18 protein-coding genes and 1 pseudogene are annotated in these 24,569 nt (G+C 69.7%); 17 read left to right on the forward strand and 2 right to left on the reverse strand.

The genetic code is table 11. From position 1 onward, the window contains the following. The first annotated feature begins 1 nt into the window (after window position 1). The 14 genes and pseudogenes from AB5L52_RS45690 to AB5L52_RS45755 form a co-directional block, all read left to right on the forward strand. Window positions 2-4,552 carry a beta-ketoacyl synthase N-terminal-like domain-containing protein gene (locus AB5L52_RS45690; protein ID WP_369369138.1) on the forward strand — a complete coding sequence of 1,517 codons (4,551 nt, stop codon included), beginning with the start codon at window positions 2-4 and terminating at the stop codon, window positions 4,550-4,552. A gap of 65 nt (window positions 4,553-4,617) precedes the next feature. Beyond that, complete coding sequence (locus AB5L52_RS45695) at window positions 4,618-4,872, forward strand: phosphopantetheine-binding protein (protein ID WP_351576117.1); 255 nt, start codon at window positions 4,618-4,620, stop codon at window positions 4,870-4,872. Window positions 4,873-4,875: 3 nt separating this feature from the next. After that, window positions 4,876-5,799, forward strand: a complete 924-nt coding sequence (locus tag AB5L52_RS45700) for an alpha/beta hydrolase (protein WP_351576099.1) — start codon at window positions 4,876-4,878, stop codon at window positions 5,797-5,799. Continuing rightward, window positions 5,796-7,004 (forward strand): glycosyltransferase, encoded by a 1,209-nt coding sequence (locus AB5L52_RS45705; protein ID WP_369369139.1) that lies wholly within the window; start codon window positions 5,796-5,798, stop codon window positions 7,002-7,004. Before AB5L52_RS45700 ends, AB5L52_RS45705 begins: the two co-directional genes overlap by 4 nt. A gap of 870 nt (window positions 7,005-7,874) precedes the next feature. Beyond that, on the forward strand, window positions 7,875-8,393 hold the full coding sequence (locus AB5L52_RS45710) for a transglycosylase SLT domain-containing protein (RefSeq protein WP_369369208.1): 519 nt from the start codon (window positions 7,875-7,877) through the stop codon (window positions 8,391-8,393). A gap of 354 nt (window positions 8,394-8,747) precedes the next feature. After that, window positions 8,748-11,294 (forward strand): class III lanthionine synthetase LanKC, encoded by a 2,547-nt coding sequence (gene lanKC, locus AB5L52_RS45715; protein WP_369369140.1) that lies wholly within the window; start codon window positions 8,748-8,750, stop codon window positions 11,292-11,294. Window positions 11,295-11,340: 46 nt separating this feature from the next. Beyond that, window positions 11,341-11,457 carry a SapB/AmfS family lanthipeptide gene (locus AB5L52_RS45720; protein ID WP_369369141.1) on the forward strand — a complete coding sequence of 39 codons (117 nt, stop codon included), beginning with the start codon at window positions 11,341-11,343 and terminating at the stop codon, window positions 11,455-11,457. A gap of 72 nt (window positions 11,458-11,529) precedes the next feature. Then, window positions 11,530-11,646, forward strand: a complete 117-nt coding sequence (locus AB5L52_RS45725) for a SapB/AmfS family lanthipeptide (RefSeq protein ID WP_369369142.1) — start codon at window positions 11,530-11,532, stop codon at window positions 11,644-11,646. 72 nt (window positions 11,647-11,718) lie between these two features. After that, on the forward strand, window positions 11,719-11,829 hold the full coding sequence (locus tag AB5L52_RS45730) for a SapB/AmfS family lanthipeptide (RefSeq protein ID WP_369369143.1): 111 nt from the start codon (window positions 11,719-11,721) through the stop codon (window positions 11,827-11,829). A 434-nt stretch (window positions 11,830-12,263) separates the two neighbouring features. After that, window positions 12,264-14,099 (forward strand): ABC transporter ATP-binding protein, encoded by a 1,836-nt coding sequence (locus tag AB5L52_RS45735; RefSeq protein WP_369369144.1) that lies wholly within the window; start codon window positions 12,264-12,266, stop codon window positions 14,097-14,099. Next, the gene (locus AB5L52_RS45740; protein ID WP_369369145.1) at window positions 14,089-15,852 is read left to right on the forward strand and encodes an ABC transporter ATP-binding protein; all 1,764 of its coding nucleotides are present in this window, start codon (window positions 14,089-14,091) and stop codon (window positions 15,850-15,852) included. Before AB5L52_RS45735 ends, AB5L52_RS45740 begins: the two co-directional genes overlap by 11 nt. Before the next feature lie 68 nt (window positions 15,853-15,920). Beyond that, window positions 15,921-18,068, forward strand: a complete 2,148-nt coding sequence (locus AB5L52_RS45745; protein ID WP_369369146.1) for a prolyl oligopeptidase family protein — start codon at window positions 15,921-15,923, stop codon at window positions 18,066-18,068. A 356-nt stretch (window positions 18,069-18,424) separates the two neighbouring features. Continuing rightward, on the forward strand, window positions 18,425-18,979 hold the full coding sequence (locus AB5L52_RS45750; RefSeq protein WP_369369147.1) for a transposase: 555 nt from the start codon (window positions 18,425-18,427) through the stop codon (window positions 18,977-18,979). A gap of 88 nt (window positions 18,980-19,067) precedes the next feature. After that, window positions 19,068-19,229 (forward strand): annotated as a pseudogene (locus AB5L52_RS45755) (transposase); the annotation flags it as partial. Between the two features lie 36 nt (window positions 19,230-19,265). Here AB5L52_RS45755 and AB5L52_RS45760 read toward each other — a convergent pair. After that, the gene (locus AB5L52_RS45760; RefSeq protein ID WP_369369148.1) at window positions 19,266-20,066 is read right to left on the reverse strand and encodes an ATP-binding protein; all 801 of its coding nucleotides are present in this window, start codon (window positions 20,064-20,066) and stop codon (window positions 19,266-19,268) included. 253 nt (window positions 20,067-20,319) lie between these two features. Here AB5L52_RS45760 and AB5L52_RS45765 point away from each other — a divergent pair, with 253 nt between their 5' ends. The 3 genes from AB5L52_RS45765 (at window position 20,320) to AB5L52_RS45775 (ending at window position 22,887) form a co-directional block, all read left to right on the forward strand. Then, window positions 20,320-20,613, forward strand: coding sequence for a hypothetical protein (locus tag AB5L52_RS45765; protein WP_369369149.1), 294 nt, complete (start codon window positions 20,320-20,322; stop codon window positions 20,611-20,613). A 191-nt stretch (window positions 20,614-20,804) separates the two neighbouring features. Continuing rightward, the gene (locus AB5L52_RS45770) at window positions 20,805-21,686 is read left to right on the forward strand and encodes a LysR family transcriptional regulator (RefSeq protein ID WP_369369150.1); all 882 of its coding nucleotides are present in this window, start codon (window positions 20,805-20,807) and stop codon (window positions 21,684-21,686) included. Window positions 21,687-22,482: 796 nt separating this feature from the next. After that, window positions 22,483-22,887, forward strand: a complete 405-nt coding sequence (locus AB5L52_RS45775) for a hypothetical protein (protein ID WP_369369151.1) — start codon at window positions 22,483-22,485, stop codon at window positions 22,885-22,887. Between the two features lie 317 nt (window positions 22,888-23,204). Here AB5L52_RS45775 and AB5L52_RS45780 read toward each other — a convergent pair whose 3' ends face one another. Further along, the gene (locus AB5L52_RS45780; RefSeq protein ID WP_369369152.1) at window positions 23,205-24,560 is read right to left on the reverse strand and encodes an MFS transporter; all 1,356 of its coding nucleotides are present in this window, start codon (window positions 24,558-24,560) and stop codon (window positions 23,205-23,207) included. Between the last annotated feature and the right edge of the window lie 9 nt (window positions 24,561-24,569).

The following is a 24,569-nucleotide window of genomic DNA, read 5'->3' on the forward strand; positions in this document are numbered from 1 at the left end:
CATGTCCGGCGACGAGCAAAGGTCCGGGCTGAGCGGCGGGCGCGGGGAGCGCCCTGCGGTCGCCATCGTCGGCATGGCGGTACTGATGCCGAAAGCGGCGGACCTGCAGGCGTACTGGCGGAATCTGGTCGACGGGGTGGACGCGATCACCGACGTCCCGTCCGGACGGTGGGACGCCCGCTTCTACGACCCGCAGGCCGTGGACCGCTCGGACCGGGTGTACTGCCGCCGCGGCGGGTTCGTCGACGAGCTGGCCCAGGTCGAGGTGACGCGGTTCGGCATCATGCCCAACTCGGTGGCGGGTACGGAGCCGGAGCAGCTCATCGCGCTGCAGGTGGCCGCGGAGGCTATCGCGGACGCGGGCGGTGAACAGCGGCTGCCGGACCGGGACCGGATCGGCGTGATCCTCGGCCGCGGTGGCTACCTGTCCCCCGGGCTGTCCCGTGGCGCCCAGTGCGTACTGACGTCCAATCAGCTCGTGCGCACGCTCGGGGAGCTGCTGCCCGAGCTCGGTGCCGACCAGCTGGAACGGGTGCGGCAGGCGTACACCCGGCAGTTGGGGCCGGATGAGCCGGAGCAGGCGATCGGCCTGGTGCCCAACCTCACCGCCTCTCGGATCGCCAACCGGCTCGATCTGCGCGGTCCCGCGTACACGGTGGACGCCGCCTGCGCGTCCTCGCTGGTCGCGGTCGACCAGGCGGTCGGTGAACTGGCCGGCGGCCGCTGCGACCTGGTGCTCGCCGGAGGCGTGCACCACTGTCACGACATCACGCTGTGGTCGGTGTTCGCCCGGCTGCGCGCGCTGTCTGCGAGCCAGCGGATCCGCCCCTTCGACCAGGCGGCGGACGGCCTGCTAATCGGTGAGGGCACCGGTGTGGTGGCGCTCAAGCGGCTCTCCGACGCGCTCCGTGACGGCGACCGGATCTACGCCGTCGTACGCGGCACCGGGGTGGCCAGCGACGGTCGCAGCGGCAGCCTGGTCAATCCGGACCCCTCGGGTCAGGTCACGGCGGTGCGGAAGGCATGGCGGGCGGCCGGTCTGGATCCCGCCGAGCCGGGCTCGATCGGGCTGCTGGAGGCGCACGGGACCGCGACTCCTTCGGGGGACGCCGCCGAGCTCGCCACCCTGGCCGAGGTGTTCGGTCCGCCCGGCGGCGAGGACCGCCCGGTGATCGGGTCGGTGAAGTCGATGATCGGCCACACCATGCCGGCCGCGGGAGTGGCCGGTCTGGTCAAGGCGGCGCTCGCGGTGTACCACGGGGTGCTGCCGCCCACGCTGCACTGCCAGGACCCGCACCCCGCGCTGGCGCATACCCGTTTCCGCCCGATCGCCGTCGCGCGGGCCTGGGAAACCGGTGGTGGGCAGCGGATTCGGCGGGCCGGTGTGAACGCCTTCGGCTTCGGTGGCATCAACGCCCATGTGGTGCTTGAAGAAGCGCCCGACGCCGCGCCCCGTCCCTCGATCCGGCCCACGGCGACGGTACGGGAGCCGGAACGGGTGCTGTGGCTGGCCGCCGACGGCCCGCAAGCGCTTACCGCCCTGCTGGACGCCGATGACCCGGCCGTGCTCGCGGCCGGGCTCGACCGCCCCGTCCCGGACGCGGGCCGGACCCGTCTCGGCGTCGTGGATCCGACCGGCAAGCGCCTGGCGCTGGCCAGGAGGGCGGTAGCCAAGGGCCGCCCCTGGCGCGGCCGCGGCGATGTGTGGTTCACGCCCGAGCCCCTGCTCGGCGGGGCCACCGGCGGCCGGCTGGCGTTCGTCTTCCCCGGCCTCGAAGCCGAGTTCGAGCCCCATGTCCGCGATGTCGCCCAGCACTTCGGGCTGTCCGCGCTGCTGCCCTCGCTCCGCGGCGGGGGGTCCGCCGATGTGGCGGACGTCGGCCGGCACGCGGCCGAGGTGATCGGCGTGGGCCGGGTGCTGGACGCCGCCCTGCGCCGGCTACGGATCGTGCCGGACGCGGTCGCGGGCCACAGCGTGGGTGAGTGGACCGCGATGGCGGCCGCCGGGCTGTACGCCGGCGGTGCGGTGGACGAGTTCACGCAGTCCTTCGACCCGGACCAGGTCCGGGTGCCCGGTCTGGCCTTCGCCGCGCTGGGCGCCCCGGCCGACCAGGTTGCCGCCGCCATCGAGGACCGTCCCGAGGTCGTGCTGTCCCACGACAACGCGCCGAACCAGTCGATGGTGTGCGGTCCCCCCGGCCCGGTGGAGGAGCTCGTACGGTGGTTCCGGGCGCGGCGTGTCTTCGGCCAGGTGCTGCCGTTCCAGTCCGGCTTCCACACTCCGATGCTGGCCCCCTACCTCGACCAGATCCGGCACTACGCGGGCCTGTTCGAGCTGCATCCGCCGACCGTGCCCGTGTGGTCGGCGACCACCGCGTCGGTGTATCCGAGCACCGAGCAGCAGGTGCGCGAGCTGTTCTTGCGGCATCTGCTGGAGCCGGTGCGCTTTCGCCCGCTGATCGAGGCGATGTACGCCGACGGCTTCCGGGTGTTCGTCCAGGCCGGAACGGGGCAGGTCAACTCGCTGATCGACAACACGCTGCACGGCCGGCCGCATCTGGCGATCTCTGCCAACTCCCCGCACCGCGGCGGGCTGGCCCAGCTGCTACGGGTCGCCACGGCGCTGTGGGTGGACGGCGGTGAACCGGATGTCGAGCCGCTGGCGGCCAAGGACGACGCCCCGGCGCGGCGCGCCCCGATGCAGCTGGACCTCAACGGGAGGCTGGTCTCCCTGGACCGGGACACCATCGCCGGCGTCCGCTCGGCCCTGGCCGTCCGGCGCCCGGCGAGGGGCGCCATGGGCAGCGAACTGACCGCGCTGGAACGGCTGTCCGACCGTTTCCCCATGGCGGCCGAACTGCGCGCGCTGCTGCAGGACACCGCGGACACGGCCGCCGCGCTGACCGCCGCCGACGCGGGGCGGCCGCACTCCGCCACGCCGGCGGTGTCCGGTGGCCGGTCCACCGCGGCAGGCCCGCAGATGCCCGAGGGGCGTGAACTGCGCACCGTAGTACGGGTGTCCACGGACGCCATGCCGTATCTGCGAGACCACTGCTTCTTTGTGCAGCGGCCCGGCTGGCCCGACGAAGCGGACCGCTGGCCGGTGGTTCCGGCCACCACGCTGATCCACCACATGATGAAGTTGGCCGAGCGGGACCGGCCGGGTTCGCAGGCGGTGGCGGTGCACCAGGTGCAGCTGAACCGATGGGTGAGCGCCGCACCCGCCATTGACGTGCCCGTCACCGTGACACCGCGGGGAGACACACGCGTCGGCGTGACCTTCGACCAGTTCGCAAGCGCCCAGGTCGAACTGGCCGCGCACCACTTCGACGATCTGCCCCGTCCCTGGCAGTGGGACCCAGGGTCCGAACGGCTGCCGGAGATCACGGCCGGGGATCTCTACAGCGACCGCTGGATGTTCCACGGTCCCCTCTTCCAGGGCGTCACCGAGCTCACCGCGATCGGTGAGGCACATGTGCGCGGGGTGCTCACCACCCCGCCCGCGCCCGGAGCGCTGCTGGACAATGTGGGGCAGCTGCTCGGCTACTGGATCATCACGACGCTGAGCGAGCGGACCATGGTGTTCCCCGTACGGATGGGCCGTATCCGCTTCTTCGGCCCGCACCCGGTGCCCGGCACCCAGGTGGACTGTCTTATCAGGATCACATCGGTCACCGACTCCGCCGTGGAAGCCGATATGCAGCTCCTCGTCGAGGGCCGGATGTGGGCGCAGATTACCGGCTGGCGGGATCACCGGTTCGACAACCACCCGCAGACCAGGGCGCAGGAGCGGTTCCCCGAGCGCAACACCCTCTCCCGCGTACAGCAGGGCGGCTGGTCGCTCGTCTTCGACCGCTGCCGGGACCTCGCCTCCCGCGACCTCGTCATGCGCAGGCATCTGAGCGGCGCCGAACTCGTCGACTACGAGAAGTGTCCGCCCCGGGGCCGCCGCCAGTGGCTGCTGGGCCGGATCGCGGTCAAGGACGCCGTCCGGCAGTGGCTGTGGGACCACGGCGAAGGGCCGGTCTTTCCCGCCGAGATACGGGTGAGCAACGACGAGGACGGGCGCCCGCGCGTGACCGGTCTGCACGGGCGCACCCTGCCCGAGCTGGACGTCACGCTGGCCCACCGCGCGGAGACCGGGGTGGCGCTGGTGCGACCGCGCACCCGGCACGGGCGGTGGGGGGTCGGCATCGACGTGGAGGAGGTCGCCGAACGGCCGGAACAGACCCGGAGCGTGGCGCTCGACGGGGCCGAGCGCGAGCTGCTCGCCACGCTGTGCGCGGCGTCGGGCGAGCCGGAAGCTCTGTGGTTCACCAGGTTCTGGGCTGCGAAGGAGGCGGTGTCCAAGGCGGAGGGGACCGGCCTGCGGGGGCGGCCGAGAGATTTCGTGGTGGTCGCCGCGCAGCCGGACGGGCTGCTGGTGGACGTGGGCGGGCGCCGCCACCGGGTGCACTGCCGGCGGATCAGCAACCCGGCCGATCTGCCCAGCAGGGACTACGTCGTCGCATGGACGACGGGACCGACCGACGGACAGGAGACGGAACAGTGAACAGCGGTCAGCCGGTGACATCAGTCCGCGGGGACGTGGCGGTGGTGTTCGACGAGATCGTCGGGATGCTCCACGCGGTCCTCGACGAGTACGGGCTGGACGAGGCCGAGATCACCATGGACACCCGGTTCCACGATGACCTGGACCTGGAGAGCATCGACCTGGTGACCCTCGGGGGTCATCTGGCGGCGCGGTACGGCGACAAGGTGAACTTCCCCGAATACCTCACCGGCTTGGGCCTCGAAGAGATCATCAACCTGACGATCGGCCGACTGGCCACCCATGTCGCCGGGTGCCTGCGGGAAGCCGGCGAGGACTGAGCCATGGCAATGATCAGCGCCAACGGCGTCGAGTTGCACGTGGAGCGGATGCCGGCTCGGAACAGCCCCGGCACCGCGGCTCCGCCCACCGTGGTATTCGTCCACGGCATGCTCATCGACAGCCTCATCAGCTACTACTTCACCCTGGCAGCGGTGTTCGCCGCCGCGGGGCTCGACGTGATCATGTACGACCAGCGCGGGCACGGCCGCAGCGAGCGGCCGCCGAGCGGCTATCTGCTGGAGGATTCCCTCGGGGATCTCGACGCGCTGCTCGACGGCCTTCAGGTGACCGGGCCCGTGCACCTGGTCGGCTACTCCTACGGCGGCACCATCGCGTTCGGCTATGCGGCGCTTCGGCCGGACCGCGTGGCCAGCGTCTCGATGATCGAGTCGGAGCCGGCGACCGAGGCCTGGTCCCGCAAGATGGCGGTCAACCTCGAACGGGCGGCGGCGGGGTTCGCCGAAGCAGCAGGCGACGAGGGACTGGCCGAGGAACACGGCCCGTTCGTGACCCGGCGGGTGCAGTCGGCCTCGCGGCTGTTGCACACCACGACCCTGGCCCGGGACATCCCTGCCAGCCGGGTGCTGGACGAGGACGAGATACGGTCGGTGCGCTGCCCGGTTCTGGCCGTCTACGGCAGCGAATCGGAACTCGCGGCCCAAGAGCCGTGGCTGAAGTCGCTGCTCACCGACTGCCGGACGGTCGTGGTGCCGAATCAGGAGCACTGGATCCTGTTGGGCGCCACGCAGGTCGTGAGCGACCTGATCATGGCGTGGATCCTCAACCACGAAGCGGCGCACCGGCCCGACCGGAGCCCGCCTGCTCAGAGCTCACCTGCCCGGCCCCGGGAGGCCGCGACTCGGGACCCGGGGACTCAGGACACCAGGGCCCGGGAGGCCCGGACGGCGGAGGTGGAGCACCGATGAGCCGATTCCTGTTCGTGGTGCCGCCCCTGGTAGGACACATCAACCCCACGGTCGGGGTCGCTGGGCAGCTGGTCCGGCGCGGTCACCAGGTGGCCTGGGCGGGACTGCCGGAAATCGTGGGCCCGCTCGTAGGCGAGCGAGCAGCGGTGTTCCGCTGCGCCTCGCCGCCCCTGGACGACCCTGCTCTCCTGCGGCCGCACTCGCTCCGCGGACCGGCAGCGCTGAAGTTTCTGTGGGAGCGCTTTCTCGAGCCGCTGGCGAACGCCATGGCACCCGGTGTCCGGGCCGCCGTCGAGGAGTTCCGGCCCGATGTGCTGGTCGCCGACCAACAAGCCGTCGCCGGCGGGCTGGTGGCCGATCGGCTCGGTGTCGCCTGGGCCACCTCGGCGACCACGTCGGCGGGGTTCACCGCACTGGCCGGAATACCGAAGGTGGACACCTGGATCACCGAGCTGATCCAGGGTCTGCAGCAGCGGATCGGCGATCCGGACAGTACGGTGGACCCACGCCTGTCCGACCGGCTGGTGGTGACCTTCAGCACCGAGGCGCTGGCGGGCCCGGCCGGTTCCTTCGGCGAACAAGTGCAGTTCGTCGGCCCGTCGATCGCCGCCCGGCCGTACACGTGCGACTTTCCCTGGCAGTGGCTGGACCCCGGGCGGGCCACCGTGCTGATCACACTCGGCACCGCCAACTCCGAGGTCGCCGCGCGCTTTCTGACCCAGTGCGCGGAGGCGGTGCGAGCCCGCGCGGACGGGCTGCGGGCCGTGGTCGTCGACCCGTCGGGAACCCTGCAGGAGAGCGACGACCGGGTGCTGGTACGGCCGCGCGTCCCCCAACTGAAGCTGCTGGAACGGTGCGACGCCGTCATCTGCCACGGCGGGCACAACACCGTCTGCGAGGCGCTGTGGCACGGGCTGCCACTGGTGGTCGCGCCCATCCGGGACGATCAGCCCACCGTCGCCGCCCAGGTGGTCAACGCCGGTGCGGGCGTACGGGTCCGGTTCAACCGGGCGACCGCGGCCCACCTCGGGGCCGCCCTGGACGCCGTCCTCCACGAGCCGGGCTACCGGACCGCCGCCGCACGCGTGGGCCAGTCCTTCCGCGATGCCGGCGGCGCAACCGCCGCGGCAACCCACCTGGAAGACCTCGCCGCCCGCGCCGGCCAACCAGAGCAGGACCAGCCTTCGCCGAAGGAGCCGTCGTGAACGGGCGGCGGGCGGTGCGCCCGGCAGGCAGTGAGAGACACACCAGCCATTACTAAGACGGTGTCCTATGTGGTGAGGCGGACGAGGCGCTTGTAGCAGCACATGGCTTCGGGGTGCGGGCGGTGGCGATTGCCGGGTGGTCGTTCGGTGCGGGGTCTCCAAGGTCTTCCCGGTCGTGGGTAAGGCCTTCCGGGTCGTGGGTGGTCGGGGCGGTCGCGTGGGTCAGATGACCATGCGCCGTCCGGTCGCCGCCCATAGGCCGGCGAAGTCGCCCTGCCAGCGACGGTGTTGGGGCGGGTGGGGGATGAGGAGGCGAGCGCCGGTGGCGATACGGGGCGGGCCACCATGCCGGAACACGTCCAGGTCATCGATGCTGTCCCGGCGGTCATGCCGCCCGATGAAACAGGCCCTCGGCTTGAACCGTCCTATGCTCCGCGCCCCCGAGTCAGCAGCCGACCGCCGGACATGGTTGATCAAGTCGAAGCGCAGCCACCGGCTACGGCGTGGGCACCATGCTCAGACAACCCGAGACGATCCTCGACCACGACCGGCTCAGAGATTAAAAACAGGCTTGTCCACGCAAGGCGCTGCTTCCTCTTGCGTATCAGAAGTCACACGGATGTGTTTGCATCACAGGCCCCACGTCAGGGGCTGACGTTTTGCCGTACGACCGGTTTGCGAAGCGACCCCTCGCATATCGGCAAGCTGGCGGATATTCACGGGCCCGGCCGAGCCACAAGCTGGTCTCAGTTCGCAGGAACGCACCCAAAGCGCACCAAGCGCTCGGCACCTGTGAGCCCACTAATGGCCCTGTTTCGCATGGGCCGACCCCCACGACGTCCCCCGCCGGAGATCCCCTTTCCCATGACCATGACCACCCGCACCCGCATCGCCCGCCTGCGCACCCTCGCCCTCACCGGCATCGCTACCACCGGCACCGCAGCCGCCGCCCTCACCCTGATGCCGACGACCGCACAGGCCGCTGAAGCAACGCAGGTGCACGCCTCCCCCGCAGTCACATCCTCCGGCAACGACAGCCACACCACCTCCCAGCAGAAGACCGGCTACGCCGACAACCTCGACGGCTGGATCAAGCACGCTCTGCAGATCATGAAGGCCAAGGGCATCCCCGGCAGCTACGAAAGCCTCAAGCGCAACATCATGCGCGAGTCCGGCGGCGACCCCAACGCCCAGAACAACGGGGACGTCAATGCCCACAACGGGACCCCGTCCAAGGGCCTCCTCCAGGTCATCGACCCCACCTTCCACGCCTACCACGTCACCGGCACTGCCGACAGCATCACCGACCCGATAGCCAACATCACCGCAGCGGCCAACTACGCCGCCCACCGCTACGGTTCCATCGACAAGGTGGACTCCGCCTACTGACCCCAGGCGGAGGCCGATAGCCGTAGGCGGGCACGTCCCCCGGCATTTCGAAATGTCCGTTGGCATCGAGGTCCGCGAGGCAAAGTGCGGGGTATCCGATGGCGACCAAAAGCTGCCCCAGCAGTGCGCACCCCCTGACGCCGCGAACATTGCGACGGCGCAGGCGGAATCCGGCCACAGCCTCGCCTTGGTCCAGGCCCTGAGCCACACCTGTCGGATCGGAATGGTGTGTGCCCCCGGCGGTAAGCGGTGCCGCATGTCGAGATCACCGCTGACGTCCAGGCGCCCCACCTCGGCCGAGAGGTCGGCGTACCACGACAGTAAATTACCCCCAGAGAAACCGAGCGCACAGCCATGCAAGCTGCCCGTTATGCCGAGTACGCCCAGCAGGGCAACCCTTTCTATGACCAGCCGGTCAGCCACCACGCCACGCGTTCCTACGAGCACCTGGTGACCGTTCCCGAAGGCTGGGAGAAGCGCGCGCTGGACCAGTGGACGGTTTTCCGGCCTCCCGGTGCGACTCTGCCTCCACAGGGCTGGAAGATCCATGTATCCGCGACCCATGCGAACGCGGAACGAGTCCTGAAGGCGACCACAGAATACTGCACTGCCGAGCAGATCGCCTTCAAATTCCTTTCCGGGCCCGCTAGCCTCCACCAGCAGAATCATAAATACGCCAACCGCGGCTCCAGCGGAAAATTCATTGCCATCTACCCTGCAGGCGAGGACCAGCTCCGCAGAACACTGGAGAAACTGGGAGATATTCTCGACGGCGAAAATGGGCCGTATATTCTCAGTGATCTGCGCTGGCGGAATGGTCCGCTGTTTGTGCGGTACGGAGGATTCGCGGAGCGCTACGTCGCCGACGCCGCCGGAAAGCCGGTGCTGGCGGTCGAGAATCCCGAGGGTGAACTGGTCCCGGACGAGCGCGAGCCCGTCTTCGCGCCCCCGCCCTGGGTAGACGTGCCGGATTTCCTCCTGGACCAGCTGCCGAACGCCGGGGCGGTGGCGGAGTTCCCCTATCGGCCGGAGGCCGCGCTGCACTTCTCCAACGGCGGCGGTGTCTATCGCGCAACGGAGACCGGCACCGGCCGTACGGTCGCGCTGAAGGAGGCCCGCCCCCACGCGGGGCTCGACATGCTGGGAGTCGAGGCGATCACCCGCCTCCGGCACGAGGCCGATGTCCTGCAGTGCCTGTCCGGACTGCCCTGCGTGCCCCAATACCACGACTACCTGGCTTGGTGGGAGCACCACTTCATGGTCAGCGAGTTCATCGAGGGCTCCACGCTGTGGAAGGAAATGATCACCCGTACTCCGCTGCTTGGTCTGGACGGTGCGTCCGGGCGCGGAAAGGAGTACACCACCTGGGCCCTGTCCGTGTACGAGCAGCTCGAACGCGGTCTGGATGACATTCACTCCCGTGGGGTGGTGCTGGGGGACGTCCATCCGCACAACATCATGGTGCGGCCCGACGGCCGCGTGGTCTTCATCGACTTCGAGTTCGCCGGCATCGACGACCCGCACCACCGCCCGGCCCAAGGCGCGCCGGGCTTCTACCCTCCCCCGCACCTGACCGGCGTCGCCGTCGACGACTGGCTGCTGGCTTGCCTCGGGCTGCACCTGTTCTACCCCCTGACGTCCCTGCTGGACCTCTCCCGTGCCAAGGCGCTGCAGCTGGCTCGGGCCATCCAGGACCGCTTCCCGGTGCCCGACGACTACGTCGAACGGCTGACGCGGAAGCTCGGCCAGGGCATCACGGAAGGCGGCACCGACACGTACGCTGCCTGGGGCAGGGACTTCTCCAGGGCGACACCGTCGATAGCCGACGGCATCCTCGCCAGCGCCACTCCGGGGCGCGCCGACCGGCTCTTCCCCGGTGACATCGAGCAGTTCACCACTGGAGGGCTCAACGTGGCCCACGGCGCGGCCGGTGTGCTCTACGCACTGGCGCAGACCGGCCACGGCCGTCATGAGGAACACGAGCGGTGGCTGATCAGCCACGCGCGTGACGCCGTGGAGCCGCAACTTGGCTTCTACGACGGGCTGCACGGCATCGCATACGTACTCGACCGCCTCGGTCACGAGGACGAGGCGCTGTCCGTGCTGGACAAAACCCTGCACACGCCGGTCCGCCGCCCCAGTATCGACCTGCGCGGCGGCCTGTCCGGCATCGGCCTGAACCTGCTGCACTTCGCGCAGCGCACCACTGACAGGGTGCTGCACCAGCATGCGGTCCGCGTGGCGGAGCATCTGGCATCCGTGCTGCCCGACACCCCTCCGGACGCGACGCGGCTGCTCGGTCAGGCAGGGCTGATGCGCGGCTGGAGCGGCCCCGCGCTGCTGTTCCTGCGCTTGTACGAGGCGACGGATGACCGCGGTTACGTCGACCTCGCGGCCCGCGCCCTGCGTATGGACCTCGCCGGGTGTGCCCGTACGCCTCACGGAACCCTCGAAGTGGACGAAGGCTTCAGGACCTTGCCGTATCTGGCTGGTGGCAGTGCCGGCATCGGTCTGGTCCTCCAGGACTACCTGACCCACGAGGACGACGAAGAATTCCGTGTTGCGCTGGGGCAGATCCTCAAGGCCGCGCACTACGACTTCTACATCCAGCCGAACTTGTTCAACGGAGCTGCCGGAATCCTCTTCCTGCTGGCACGCGAACGCGCCAGGAAGGCGACCACCGCGCACGACGGCGCCATCGACCGCTTGCTGCGGCTGCTCGTCCTCCAGGCCATCCCCTACGAGAGCCACATCGCCTTCCCAGGCGAGCAGTTGCTGCGGCTCTCCACCGATCTCGCTACTGGATCCGCCGGCGTACTGCTGGGCATCGACGCCGCCCGCACGGGCCGTCCCGCCCTGCCGTTCCTGCCGCCCCCGGTCAGCGCTCAGACCTCCGGCTGAGAAGCCGGAGTACCACCCACCCAACACCCAACAAAGGAGAAGAAACATGACCATCCTGAACCTGCAGGCCCTGCCGGCTGCCAACACCGAGGACACCCCCGCCGGCGCCGGCAGCAACATCAGCGCCGCCTGCGGCAGCTTCTTCAGCACCAACTGCTTCTAGTCGCCAACACACACCCACCACGGGCGGGCGGCCCCACACCGCCGCCCGCCCCCCCCATGAAAGGAACCCACCATGACCATCCTGAACCTGCAGACCCTGCCGGCCGCCAACACCGAGGACACCCCCGCCGGCGCCGGCAGCAACATCAGCGCCGCCTGCGGCAGCTTCTTCAGCACCAACTGCTTCTAGTCGCCAACACACACCCACCACGGGCGGGCGGCCCCACACCGCCGCCCGCCCCCCCCATGAAAGGAACCCACCATGACCATCCTGAACCTGCAGACCCTGCCGGCTCCCGAGACCGACGCACTGCCGGGGGGCGGCAGCACCCAGAGCTGGATCTGCGGCAGTTCGATCAGCACCAACTGCTGACTGGCCGAACCAGCCCCCTATCCCAGAAAGACAGAGAGACATGACCGTACTTCAGCTGCAGAACCTGACCGTTTCACAAGAGGAGCAGGCACCGGCGACCAGCAGCAACAGCTACATCTGCTTCACCAGCTACTGGAGCAACAACTGCTGATCGCCCCTGCAAGGTCGGGGCGCCGCGCTCGCGGTGCCCCGACGAACAGCCCCGACGCCGCATGAGGAGCCTTTCCATGCCCGTTCCCGAACTGCCCAGCCATCCCGCCTGTCACGAAGTCCCCGAGGATTCCACCGAAGGCACCCGGCCCCGTCCGGGCTGCTTGCCCGCGCCCCCTCAGCCTGACAAGCCGCTCCTGCCGCGCTGACCCCTGACACTCCGCCCTCGGGCGCCGTCCCTAACGGGGCGCCGCCCGCCCACAGCACCCGAGAAAGTGCCCCTCATGGCCAGCACCCCCCCTACAACAGCACCCGAACGCACCCGGCGCCACGGCGACCGGCTGCTGTGGCAGTCGATCCGCCACCGCCGTGCCGCCCTGGTCCTGCTGGCCGCGGGCCTGCTGCTGGAATTGGTGTCCGACCTGGCACTGCCGCTGGCACTGGCACACGCCCTGGACGCGGTGATCCACGGCAGCCCGACGACCACCGCCCTGATCCTGCTGGCCAGCGCTCTGGCCCTGGCTGCCGTCTCCGAGATCATGATCCAGCTCGCTGACCCCTACGCCTCTGCCACCGCAGTCGCCGGACTGCGAGGACGTGCCATACGCCACTGGCTGTGTGCCGGAGCGGGTCTCGCCCACCGGGGACCCTCGGGTGACGTGGTGACGCGCATGGTGGCCAACACCGCCGACACGGCGGGCAGCGCGATGGCGCTGGCTCGGATGGCAGCCTCGCTCATCGGTGCGCTGGGCGGGCTGATCGCCCTCGGCCTGGTCGACTTCTGGCTGCCGCTGACGGTGCTGGTCGCCCTGCCCGTGGCTGTCGCCCTCGTGCGTGCCTTCGCTCGACGCTCAGCGGAACTCGCCGACGACTACCAGCGGTTGCAGGGCGACGTCGTGGGCCGGTTCTTGGAGGCCTTGCGCGGTGTGCGCACCATCCGGGCATGCGAGAGCGTCGAGCAGGAGGTGGAGCGCTCCCTCGCCCCCCTGCCTGCCTTGCGCCGTGCAGGGGTCGCGGGCTGGAGGATGCTGGCCCGGATCTCCTGGCAGGCCATGCTGCTGGGCCCGTTCGTGTCCCTCTCGGTGCTCGCCGTCGCCGGATTCGGCGTCAGCGCCGGCCGGGTCACGCCCGGACAGCTGGCTGCCGTCAGCTCGTACGCGGGGCTGGTCCTCGGCGCGCTGGAGCACACACGGCTGCTGGCCCGGCTGGCCCGGGCACGAGCCGCCGCCGGCCGCGTTGCCGAGCTGCTCGCGCTGCCGGGCCAGGCGTACGGCGACCTGGATCTGCCACGTGGAGACGGCACCCTCCAACTCCGCGGAGTAACCGTGGAGATGGACGGCCGCCGCATCCTGTCCGACGTCGACCTGGACGTGCCCACGGGGGCATCGCTGGCCCTGGTCGGACGCACCGGCTCCGGAAAGTCCGCGCTGGCAGCCGTCGCCGGGCGCCTTCTGGAGCCCTCCTGCGGCACCGTCCTGCTCGACGGTGTACCGGTGGAGAGGCTGTCCCGGCGGGCACTGCGGTCGGCCGTCGGCTACGCCTTCGACCGCCCCGTGCTGCTGGGCGGTACGGTCGCCGGTGCGATAGGCCTGGCCGCCGAGCCCCTGCCAGCCGAGCAGGTGACGGCCGGGGCGCGGGCCGCCCACGCCGACGGCTTCATCAGGCGGCTGCCTGCCGGGTACAACAACGCCGTCGACGACACGCCCCTGTCCGGCGGCGAGGCCCAGCGCCTCGGGCTCGCCCGTGCTTTCGCCCGCGACGCCCGGCTCCTCATCCTGGACGACGCCACCTCCAGCCTGGACACCGCCACCGAGCGCGAGGTGCAGCGAGCCCTCGACGATCCTGCCCTGTGCCGTACACGGCTGCTGATCGCCCGGCGCCCCGCCACCGCGGCCCGTGCCGACCTCGTGGCCTGGCTTGAGGACGGCCGCGTCCGGGCGGTGGCACCCCACGACGACCTGTGGGCGGACTCCGCGTACCGGGCCGTCTTTAATCCCGCCGAGGCACACCCTGCCCAGGAGCATCACCCCGCTCAAGAGCACCTGGCATGCACCGGACCCGCCGCCGCGACGACCGGTCAGCGCCCCGCTCACCACGAGGAGTTCACCGATGTCGCTTAAACCCACCCCTGCCTGGAAGTTGGTCCGCGAAGAACTGACACACAACCGTCCGGCGCTGCGTCGCCTCGCCGCGTGGTCGGCGCTGTCCGTGCTGCCCGTCCTGGCGGAAGGGCGTGTGGTCCAGCTCGCCGGTGACCGCGGCTTTCTTGCCGGAGCCCCGTGGACGGGCATGGCCTACCTCACCCTGGCCGTCGCCGCCTTCGCCATCGGGGCGCTGGCCACCCGCTGCACGCTCGCCTCCCTGGCGGACGTCGTCGAGCCGTTGCGGGACCGGCTCATGCGCAGGGTGGTCACCGGTGAACTGCACCGTGCAGTGACCGGTCGCGGCCGGCTGGACCCCGCCGCGGCGGCACGGCTTACCGCGCAGATCGAGGTCGTACGCGACCTGCTGGGCGGATTGCTGGCCACCGTGCTGTCACTGGTGTTCAGCTTGGCCGCCGTCGCCCTCGGGCTGTTCGCGCTGCACCCACTGCTCGCCGCCCTGATCACCGTCCCAGTCCTCGTGTCACTGGTGCTGTTCGGCTCGCTCTTGCCCCTCCTGCACACCCGGCAGTGGCACGTGCTGCGGGCAGAGGAACATGTCAGCGCGGTCATTACTCAGGCGGTGGAGGGCACCCGAGACGCCATCGCCTGCGGGGCCGAGGAGCGGCTCGCCGCTGAGGTAGAGGCAGCCGTGGACCAGCAGGCGGCCAGCGAGCGGGGGCTGGCCCGGGTCCAAGCCCTGCGCACCGCCGCGCTGGCGATCGGGCTTTACATGCCGCCGCTGCTGCTCGTCGCCGTCGCCGAGGGGCTGCGCGCGCGTGGCGTCACCACCGGCGCGCTGCTCGGTGCCGGAACGTACATCCTCGGCGGCGTCACGCCCGCGCTGCGCCGCTTCACGGGCGCTGTCGGCTCCTCCGGCCTGAAACTGACCGTCGTCCTGAAGAACGTGACCACCGCCGGTCACCGGCCGGTCTCCACCCGCGCCGCACAAGACGCCCGCACGGCGCCCGTCCCTCGGGGGAGCGAGCTGGAACTGCGGGAGGTGTCCTTCGCCTACGGGCCGCACGCGCGCGTGGTCGACGGGCTGAGCCTGCGACTCGAACCCGGCAGTCGCCTCGCCGTCGTGGGTCCGAGCGGTGCAGGCAAGTCGACTCTGGCCGATCTCATGACCGGCGTCCTCGCCCCTGACACCGGACGGGTTCTCCTGGGAGGTGTTCCCACGTGCGTCCTGTCTGGACAGGTCCGGCGCGATCACATCGCGGTGGTGCCCCAGGAGGCGTACGTCTTCGCCGGAACGCTGCGCGACAACCTCACCTATCTGGTCCAGGACGCGACCGACCGCGACATCGACGCCGCTGTCTCCCGCTTCGAGCTGACGTCAGTGGCGGCCCGGATCGGCGGATACGACACGCCGTTCGACCCGCACAGCCTGTCCGCCGGCGAACGGCAGCTGGTGTCGCTGGCCCGCGCCGACCTCCAGGGTGCTCCCCTCACTGTCCTCGACGAGGCGACCAGCGCGCTCGACGCCGCCACCGAGGCCCGCGTGGAGGAGGCCTTGCGCGCACGGGGAGGCACGGTTGTGGTGATCGCCCATCGCATCAGCTCCGCCCTACGCGCCGACACTGTCCTCGTCCTGGACGCCGATCGGTCCGACATCGGCACCCACGGCGAACTGCTGACCCGTTGCCCTTTGTACGCCGATCTCGTCGGCCACTGGTACGGCAGCCGCCCGGAACCGGCCGAGGCCGCCGCCCTGCCCGTGGCCTCTTGACCACCCGTTCGCCCATCGCACGGCGCCCGTCACGCCGTACCTCACCACCCCACACCGCAGAGGATTCCATGACCACGGCCTCCCCCGACCGACCGGCGCCGACCTATCCAAAGGCCCTTCGCCTGGACCTGGTCGACATCGTCCACCAGCGTCAGGTCCCCGACCCCTACCGCTGGTTGGAGGATCCCGTGTCCTCGGCTACCGGGCAGTGGTTGGATGCGCAGGACGAACTCTTCGCCACAACCCGCGGTACCTGGCCGCACCTTGGGTACTTCACCGAACGGCTCACTGCCCTCTCCGCCGTCCCCATGTCCGGGCCGCCCACCTGGCGCGGCGGACGACGCTTCATCAAGCGCTATGTTCCCGGCCAGCAGCAACCCGCGATCCACGTCACCGATCCGGGCGGCGACGAACGCGTCCTGCTGGACCCGCTCGTCCTCGACCCCTCGGGGCGCACCACGCTCGCCCGCTGGCACCCCTCCCCCGACGGCAGCCTCGTCGCCTACCAGACCGAGCGCAACGGGACCGAGAACTGTGTGCTGCACGTCGTCGAGACGGATACCGGCCGGCTCGTCGACGGGCCCATCGACCGCTGCCGCTACTCGCCCGTCGTCTGGCTGCCGGACGGGAAATCCTTCTATTACGTGCGCAGCACGGCCGACGCGCCGGCCGGCGCGGGTTCCTCCCACCGCCGCGTCCGGCTGCACCACGTCGGACGGGACCCCGAGGACGACATCCTCGTCTTCGGCGCGGGCCACGACCCGCGCAGCTCCTTCGCTGTGTCGCTCACCAGCGACGGCCGCTGGCTGATCATCTCCTCCACCATCGGGACCGCGCCGTACAACCAGACGTGGCTGGCCGACCTGCACTCCTCGTCTCCCGAAACGCCGGACTTCCGGCCTGTACAGCCCTCTGCGCATGCCCAGACGATGCCGCAGATCGGGCCGGACGGGCGGCTCTACCTGCTGACAGACCTCGATGCACCTCGGGGCAGGTTGTGTGTCGCCGATCCCGCGGCCCCCCAGGCGTGGACAGAACTGCTGCCCGAGGACCCTGAGGCCGTGCTCGGCGGCGTCCTGTTCCTGGACTCCCCGGCTCTGGCCGCCCCGCAGCTGGTCGCGGTCCGACAGCGCCACACCACCGCCGAGTTGACCCTCCACGCGCTGGACACCGGCACACCGACCGGCACCGTGCCGCTTCCCAGTCCGGGCACACTGGCCGGTGTCTCACAGCGCGAGGACAACGGACACGAACTGTGGATCGGCTACACCAACCACACGACCCCGGCCCGCATCCTCCACTACGACGCACACACCGGTCGCACCCTGCCCTTTACCGACCCGTCCCGCCGGGAGCAGGTCGCCCGTGTGCACAGCCGGCAGGTGACCTATCTGTCCCACGACGGCACCGAAGTCGACATGCTGATCATCGCCCCGGTCTCCACCACGGCACCCGCCGGCACCGCCCCGGTACCGGATGCCGGATGCCGGCCCGACCGGCCCCGCCCGACCATCCTGTATGGCTACGGGGGCTTCGGCCTGCCGATGGCACCCCAGTACTCCCCTGACATCCTCGCCTGGGTCGAGGCGGGCGGCGTCTACGCCATCGCCTCGGTCCGAGGCGGCGGCGAGCGCGGCGAGCAGTGGCACCGCGCGGGCATGGGCGCGGACAAGCAGAACACCTTCGACGACTTCCACGCCGCCGCCGAATACCTCATTGCCCATGGCTGGACCACTGCGAGCCAGCTCGGCATCCACGGCACGTCCAACGGAGGACTGCTCGTCGGGGCGGCCCTCACCCAGCGCCCCGACCTCTATCGCGCCGTCGTCTGCTCCGATGCCCTGCTGGACATGGCGCGCTACGAGAAAACCGGTCTGGGCCCCACCTGGACCCAGGAATACGGCACCGCCGACGACCCGGAGCAGCTCGACTGGCTCCTGTCCTATTCCCCCTACCACCATGTGACCCAAGAAACGCGCTATCCCTCCGTCCTGTTCACGGTGTCCGACGAGGACACCCGGGTCGATCCGTCACACACCCGCAAAATGTGCGCAGCACTGCAGCACGCCACCACCTCCCCTTCCCACGACCGCCCTGTCCTGCTACGTCGCGAAGCCGGCGCCGGTCACGGAGCACGCTCCGTCGGCCGGAGCATCGGCCAGAGCGCCGACACGCTAGCCTTCCTCGCCGCCCAACTGGGTCTTCCGCACGGCTAATCCCTCCAGCCATAAGAGACCAGACATCGAAACAGCCGATGCCGCTGAAGCGGCTTCGAGGCCTGCGGCGCGGCGTCCGCCGTCCTTGAAACACACACTGCTGCAGTGAACCGCCGACTTGTATGGGGGCAGCGGGACGCGGTCGGGTTGGCCGCTCGTAGCGTGCCGTAGGACGCCGGGCCGGGTGACTCGTGAACCGTCTGCCGCTCTTCGGGGCTGGCTCTCCCGGGGCATGTCGCCGGTCCGGTGTCCGCCCGCGGTCCGACTCAACAGAGGCGTGTCCCAGCCGGTTGGTTCCGGAAGTCGGCGTGTCGGCCGTGGATGCCCTGTCGTCCGACCGTGAGGAACGCTGTCCCGTGATACTGCTCGGTGTCGACCCACACAAGTCCACCCACACCGCCACCGCCGTCGAGCCGGAATCAAACCAGCAGGTCGGGGCGATGCGGATCGAGGCAAGCCTGACGCACTACCGGCGGCTCCTGTCCTGGGCCAAGCGGTGGCCGCAGCGGAAGTGGGCTGTGGAGAACGCCAACGGATTGGGTCGGCATCTCGCTCAGTGGCTCATCGCCCGCGGCGAGAGCGTCGTCGACGTGCCTGCCGCGGCGACCAGCCGGGTGCGCGAACTCTCCCGCGGCGGACGGCGCAAGAACGACCAGATCGACGCCGCGGCCGCGGCCACCGTCGCCTATCTGCAGGGAGACGGACGGAATGTCGAACCCGAGGACCACACCACGGCACTGGCGCTCCTGGACGAACGGCGTGTGAACCTGGCCCAGGGTCGGGTCCGCACGGTCAACCAACTCCACGCGCTGCTGCGAACTGCTGCGGTCCGTCCATCCCGTCGGCGACGTCGAGACCGTCCGCAAGGACATCGCCTGGGATCTGGTCGCCGAGATCCGGAAGCTGGATAAGCAGCTGACGGACAACGCTGCCCGGATGCAGAGCCTTGTGGAGGCATCGGGCAGCGCGTTGATGGACACCCCGGGCATCGGGCCAGTCATGGCCGCCCGGCTGATCGGCCGCACCCGATGGGCTCACCGATTCCCCACCTCTGCCGCGTTCGCGAACTACGCCGGTGCCGCCCCGGTGGAGATCGCCAGCGCGGACAAGGCCCGCCACCGGCTCTCCCGCTCCGGCGACCGCCAGCTCAACTCTGTCCTCCACACCATCGCAGTCGTGCAGATACGGATGCCGAAATCACCCGGACACGCCTACTACCAGCGCAAACTCTCCGAGGGCAAGACGCCGAAGGAAGCAAAGCGGTGCTTGAAACGCCGCTTGGCCGACCACGTGTGGCGCGTCATGATCGCCGACGCACGAAGAGCCAACTGCCTCCCTGACCGGGCGACTTGACAAGACACAGAGGCACCCCGGGTTCGGTAGAGATCTCAGTTGGTGGCTGTGAGCTGGGGTTTCGTGGTTGCTCTCCAGCAGGTCGTCCAGCTGGGGGGTGCCCGGCCCGGAACGGATCGCCACCAGCACCAGCAGCGGCAGCTGCCGGGCCAGCCGCCCGATACGCTGCAGACACATCACGCTGTGCGGATCCGCCCACTGCGCATCATCGAGCACCAACGCGAGCGGGGACTGTTCACAGTCGTCCTCCACCAGCGCGATCACCTGCTGGACCAGCCCGATGTCATCGCCGGCTGCCGGCTGCGCCGTGCCGTCTATCTCGGGGTGGATCTGAACGGCAAGACGTGCACGCTCGGGGTCTGGGCTGCGGCGGTACACCTGAAGACAGTCCGTGATCGCACTGAACGGCCAGCGGGCCTCCAGCATGTCCGCCGTGCCGCTGTACACCTGCATCTGAAGGCCCCGCAGACGGGCCAGCACGGCGTTAACCAGCGTGGTCTTGCCGATACCGGCCTCGCCCGTGACGAAGACGACGCCACCCTGCCCGGCCACAGCCCGGCGAGCAGCCTCCACGACCGTGCACACCTCATCCTCACGGCCCACCGGCGCCGACGCACCAAGACCGCCTGCGACGCTCGTCGCCATGCTGCGAAGTATCCCATCGGGGGCAGTGAATGCGCGCCGCACGGACCCCCGCGGGCTCGCAGACGGGCCAGGCAGATGGGCACCCGGCCCTACTGGCGGGTTTTTCTGTCAGGTGGCGGATGTTCTGCCCGGCGCATCCGGCGAGGGTGGATGTCAGATCAGACGGCCGTGCACCCGCCGGCCGGACCAGACCCGGGACCATCGGCCCGCCGATGCCCGCTTCCCCTCGTTGTCACAGCAAGGCACCGCTCTCATGTACCACTGGACCGTCACCATCCCCACCATCCGCAGCACCGGCACCGAACCGGTGCACGGCAGCCAGACCTGGGTCATCCACGCCAACCACCAGCAGCAGGCTCGCGAACTCGCCCTGGCCAATGCCTCCACCCCTGACGCAGTACGCCACCGGCGCCAAGCGGCGATAGACGCCACCCGCGTCGAGGTCACCCCCTGGCGCAGCATCGGCTCTTCCCGCTGGTCCGCTGACCTCCCCGCCATCTGTGTCGCTATGTCCTCGCCCTCTCACCCCCGCATGGTTGCACGTTGAACCAGTATCACGGCAGCACGTACCCCTTCATGGGACGAAGTGTTGAGCTGCGCATGTTCGAATCCAGCGAATCCGCTGACTACGGGTCCGGCCCTTACTGCGCCGCGTATCCAGGACGTCCCCGCACCACCGGCGCTCTCCTCTCCGCCGCGCCGGTACCCGCTCGCGTTGCCTCGCCGCGGCGGTGACGCATGTCGATACGACGCCTGGCCTACTTCCTCGCGGTGATCGATCACGGGTCTTTCACCCGCGCGGCCGCAGAACTGTTCGTCTCCCAGTCCGCGCTCTCGCACCAGATGCAGGCACTCGAACGCGAGGTGGGAACACCACTGCTGAACCGGCTGCCGCACGGCGTGGAACCCACCACCGCCGGAGAAGTTTTCGCTACCCACGCCAGGAAGGCTGTGGCCAGCATCGAACGCGGACACGCCACCGCGAGGGCCGCCGGCCGGCAGCGGCCGGCCGACATCCGACTGGGCATGCTGCCCTGGCTCGGCACCCCCCTGCTACGGCCCTGCGCCCAACGCTGGCTGGCCGAACACCCCGACGCACCACTGACCATCAGACACTTTCCCAACCCGCAACGGCTCTATTCGGCCCTGAACGCGGGCGAAATCGACGTAGCAGTCGGCCCTCCGCCACAAAGCCAGAGCGGCGACCACGCGTGGATCGGACACGAGGACATCCTGCTCATCACCCCCGCCGACAGCCCCCTCAGCCACGGCACCCCCCTGGCACACCTGCACAAACGAAGCTGGATCCATTACCCCGACGGCAGCAGCATGGCCGCCCTGCTCGATGAGGCCTGCCACCAGGCGGGGTTCGCCCCACGTGTCGCCGTCACCGTGCCCGAGGCCAACGCCGCACCGCCCCTCGTAGCAGCCGGTCTGGGAATCGCCCTGGTCCCCGGACCACTGGCCCGCAAAGCCCCCCATGTACACGCCGTGAAACTGCATCCCCCGCTGCGCCAGCCCCTCGTCGTCACCACCCCCGCACACCCCTCCGCCCTCGCACAGACGCTGGCCGCGCAGTTGCGCAACACCGCCGCACAAACAGATGAGCATGAGGAATAGGGTCGCCCGCGAAGACAGAGCAACGGCGCCGGTCCATGGTCCGCCGGCGGCGGGCCACGGACCGCAAGAAAGGCGTTCTGGGACAAGTACGGGCACAAGCTGTACCGTCCTGGCCGCCGTCATCGACTGCAGCACACGCTGACGCCACTGGTATGACGCCGACTACGGCCCCACAGCCCCCGGGAGTTCCGCAGGAGGTGAGACGTGCTGCGCCGGCGGGCGATCCTGGTTCTGGGGCGGCTCGGACGCAGGTCCCGAGGGCGACTGCTGTCCGGCATTGCCCTCACATCCGGTCAGCAAAAGCAGGCCCAAGCCCATGTCGGCAAGAAAGCCACCGAGCGCGGCCGCGGCTGCGGAGCGGCGCGGCACGAGCGCACACTTCTTGCGACCGTGTCGCCCCGGGGCCCTCGTCCCCTTGGCCGACGGTCCGTCCGAGGACTCCGCGGGCACCTGCTCCCGAAGACGACGCTGGACGAGCGATATCCGGCTCGCCCATCCGTGATGCTGTGGGACGCCGGCCACGGGTGTGGTCGAAGGTTTCGCAGGGGCGTGGGCCCGAGCGCAGCGCGTCTCGGGCTTGCTCGCATGCGGCCGGAATCTCGTGGCGCGCCAGCCCCGTGATACGAGCCGTCAAGGACGGCGGATCCCGATCTACCAGCCAGTGCCACAGCAAGAGCTGGGTATTCGCCGGCAGACGCCCGAACGCGAGACCCAGCTGTACGTCATCGCCCCAGGGCCACCGGGATCCCGCTGCGACCCAGTCCCGCAAGTCCGGCGCCAGGGTTTCGGGTTCTTGGTGCCAGCTCGCGACAGCGGTCGTACGGACGTTCGCCAGCAAGTGGGGGCGCAGGCAGCCGGGATAACGGCGCCCGACGAAGGACTCACCGGCCAGTACCTGCTGCAACAGGCCAGTGAAGACACGCGAGGTCACCTCCTGCGCGTGCAGCGGGCCTGCCATGCACTGGGAGGCATACGCCTGCACGCAAGCATAGTGCCGGCGATACAGGTGCCGAAAATTCTCAACCTCCCCTTTGCGTATCGCGAGCATCAACGCCGCATCGGACAGGGGCTGCTGCGGCGGCCGGAAGCCCAGGAGCAGTTGCATCATCGAGCCTTTGCACTTTCCGGAACGAGTGGTGGACGGTATGGGCTGTCCGTCACCTCCTCGGCGCAGTACCGCAACGGTGAGCCGGGGAAGTAGTCGTATGCGAGGGCGGCTGCCGCGGCCTGCCCGTTTGCCTTCTGCAGCTCCGGCACCCCGAGTTCCAGCGAGCGATGTCAACCACGTCGCGGCACACTGGAAGAAGGCGTTGAACCAGTTCTCACTGTTCTTCGAGGACCGGCTCAACACCATGTGACCCCCAAGGACTTACACAAAGTCACTAACACGCCCCGGGCTGCAGGTGTGAGGTCTCAGGACGGCCTTGGCGGTCTGCCGCCAAAAGCAGATTCTGACGGCCTGTTCGGTTTCCATGCCTTGTCATGGAGCGCATCTCTCAGGATCGGAAAGACGGCTACTTATGTCAGCGGCTTGGCCCGTGTTTCCGGGCTGGTGAGTACGACGAGTGCGCACAGGAGCAGCAGGGCGATGGCGTAGCCGGTGAAGTAGGACTGTGCATGGATGCTGGCGAGCCAGGTCTGCAGGTAGGGCGTGGTGCCGCCGAAGAGCGCGACCGCGATCGCATAGGGGACTCCGGTGCCGGTGGTGCGCACTTCGGTGGGGAAGAGTTCGGCGAAGACCGCCGGTGCGACGGACGCGATCAGGGCGATGAAGAGCAGGGCGATCACCATGGCGAGGCCGAGCTGCCAGGCAGCGCCCGCGCGGGACAGGCGTGTCAGAGGGTAGAACAAGGCGGCGGTGCCCAGGGCGAAGGTGAGCAGGACGGGGCGGCGTCCGATGCGATCGGAGAGGGATCCGCACAGCGGCAGGGCGGCGATGAAGACGCCCAGTGCGACGGCCTCGGCGAGGAGCACGGCCGTGGAGTTCAGCTTCATGACGCTGATGGCGTAGGCGGGGGCGGCGGTGGTCCAGGCCTGGTAGGCAATGGTGAAACCTGCGGTGAGGCCGATCACGCGGCCTGCGGCGGCGCGGTTGTGCCAGATACCACGCACTACCGATGGGCGTTGTGGGTCCGCGTTCCTGGGTGTCTGGTTCTTAGTGAAGATATGAGTCTCGGTGAGCCGGCGTCGCAGGAACAGGGCGTAGATGCCGAGGAGCCCGCCGACGATGAACGGCACCCTCCAGCCCCAGGCGGACAACACGTCCGTACCGAACAGGCTGGACAGCCCTGTGCCGAGTACGGCGGCAGTCAGCATGCCGCTGGCACCCGAGACGTAGATGACGCTGGTCCACCGGCCGCGGTGCTCGGGGGGTGCCGTCTCGGCGAGGTAGGTCTGGGAGGAGGGGAGTTCGCCGCCGTGGGCCAGGCCCTGGGTGAGCCTGGCCAGTAGCAGGATCAGTGAAGCTCCGGCGCCAATGTCGGCGTAGGTCGGGGCGAGGCCGATGATCAGGCTGCCGGCTGCGCCGAGCGCGATGGAGGTGACCATGGCCAGGCGCCTGCCCCTGCGGTCGGCGAGCCGGCCGAAGACGACGGCGCCCACGGGGCGCATGAGGAATCCGATCGCGAAGATGGCCAGGGTGGACAGCAGAGCCGACAGTTCGTTGTGCGGGTTGAAGAACTGCTGGGCGAAGAAGGGGGCGAAGATGCCGTAGGCCTGCCAGTCGTACCATTCGAGCGCGTTGCCGAGGCCGGTGCCGACAAGAGCTCTGCGCCGGTCGTTCTTCGAGGGTCTGCGGTCGTGGGTAGCGTCGTGCTGTGCCGGCTGATCGGAGGATGGGCCGATGGCCGGACGGGGTGCGGGTGTGGGCGGCATGGATCCTCC

Origin of the sequence: Streptomyces sp. CG4, assembly GCF_041080655.1 — a bacterium.
Lineage (GTDB): Bacteria > Actinomycetota > Actinomycetes > Streptomycetales > Streptomycetaceae > Streptomyces.

Coding starts and splice junctions, on each gene's coding strand:
- AB5L52_RS45690 (WP_369369138.1), top strand. CDS start 2: ATGTCCGGCGACGAGCAAAGGTCCGGGCTGAGCGGCGGGCGCGGGGAG.
- AB5L52_RS45695 (WP_351576117.1), top strand. CDS start 4,618: ATGCTCCACGCGGTCCTCGACGAGTACGGGCTGGACGAGGCCGAGATC.
- AB5L52_RS45700 (WP_351576099.1), top strand. CDS start 4,876: ATGGCAATGATCAGCGCCAACGGCGTCGAGTTGCACGTGGAGCGGATG.
- AB5L52_RS45705 (WP_369369139.1), top strand. CDS start 5,796: ATGAGCCGATTCCTGTTCGTGGTGCCGCCCCTGGTAGGACACATCAAC.
- AB5L52_RS45710 (WP_369369208.1), top strand. CDS start 7,875: ATGACCACCCGCACCCGCATCGCCCGCCTGCGCACCCTCGCCCTCACC.
- lanKC (WP_369369140.1), top strand. CDS start 8,748: ATGCAAGCTGCCCGTTATGCCGAGTACGCCCAGCAGGGCAACCCTTTC.
- AB5L52_RS45720 (WP_369369141.1), top strand. CDS start 11,341: ATGACCATCCTGAACCTGCAGGCCCTGCCGGCTGCCAACACCGAGGAC.
- AB5L52_RS45725 (WP_369369142.1), top strand. CDS start 11,530: ATGACCATCCTGAACCTGCAGACCCTGCCGGCCGCCAACACCGAGGAC.
- AB5L52_RS45730 (WP_369369143.1), top strand. CDS start 11,719: ATGACCATCCTGAACCTGCAGACCCTGCCGGCTCCCGAGACCGACGCA.
- AB5L52_RS45735 (WP_369369144.1), top strand. CDS start 12,264: ATGGCCAGCACCCCCCCTACAACAGCACCCGAACGCACCCGGCGCCAC.
- AB5L52_RS45740 (WP_369369145.1), top strand. CDS start 14,089: ATGTCGCTTAAACCCACCCCTGCCTGGAAGTTGGTCCGCGAAGAACTG.
- AB5L52_RS45745 (WP_369369146.1), top strand. CDS start 15,921: ATGACCACGGCCTCCCCCGACCGACCGGCGCCGACCTATCCAAAGGCC.
- AB5L52_RS45760 (WP_369369148.1), bottom strand. CDS start 20,066: ATGGCGACGAGCGTCGCAGGCGGTCTTGGTGCGTCGGCGCCGGTGGGC.
- AB5L52_RS45765 (WP_369369149.1), top strand. CDS start 20,320: ATGTACCACTGGACCGTCACCATCCCCACCATCCGCAGCACCGGCACC.
- AB5L52_RS45770 (WP_369369150.1), top strand. CDS start 20,805: ATGTCGATACGACGCCTGGCCTACTTCCTCGCGGTGATCGATCACGGG.
- AB5L52_RS45780 (WP_369369152.1), bottom strand. CDS start 24,560: ATGCCGCCCACACCCGCACCCCGTCCGGCCATCGGCCCATCCTCCGAT.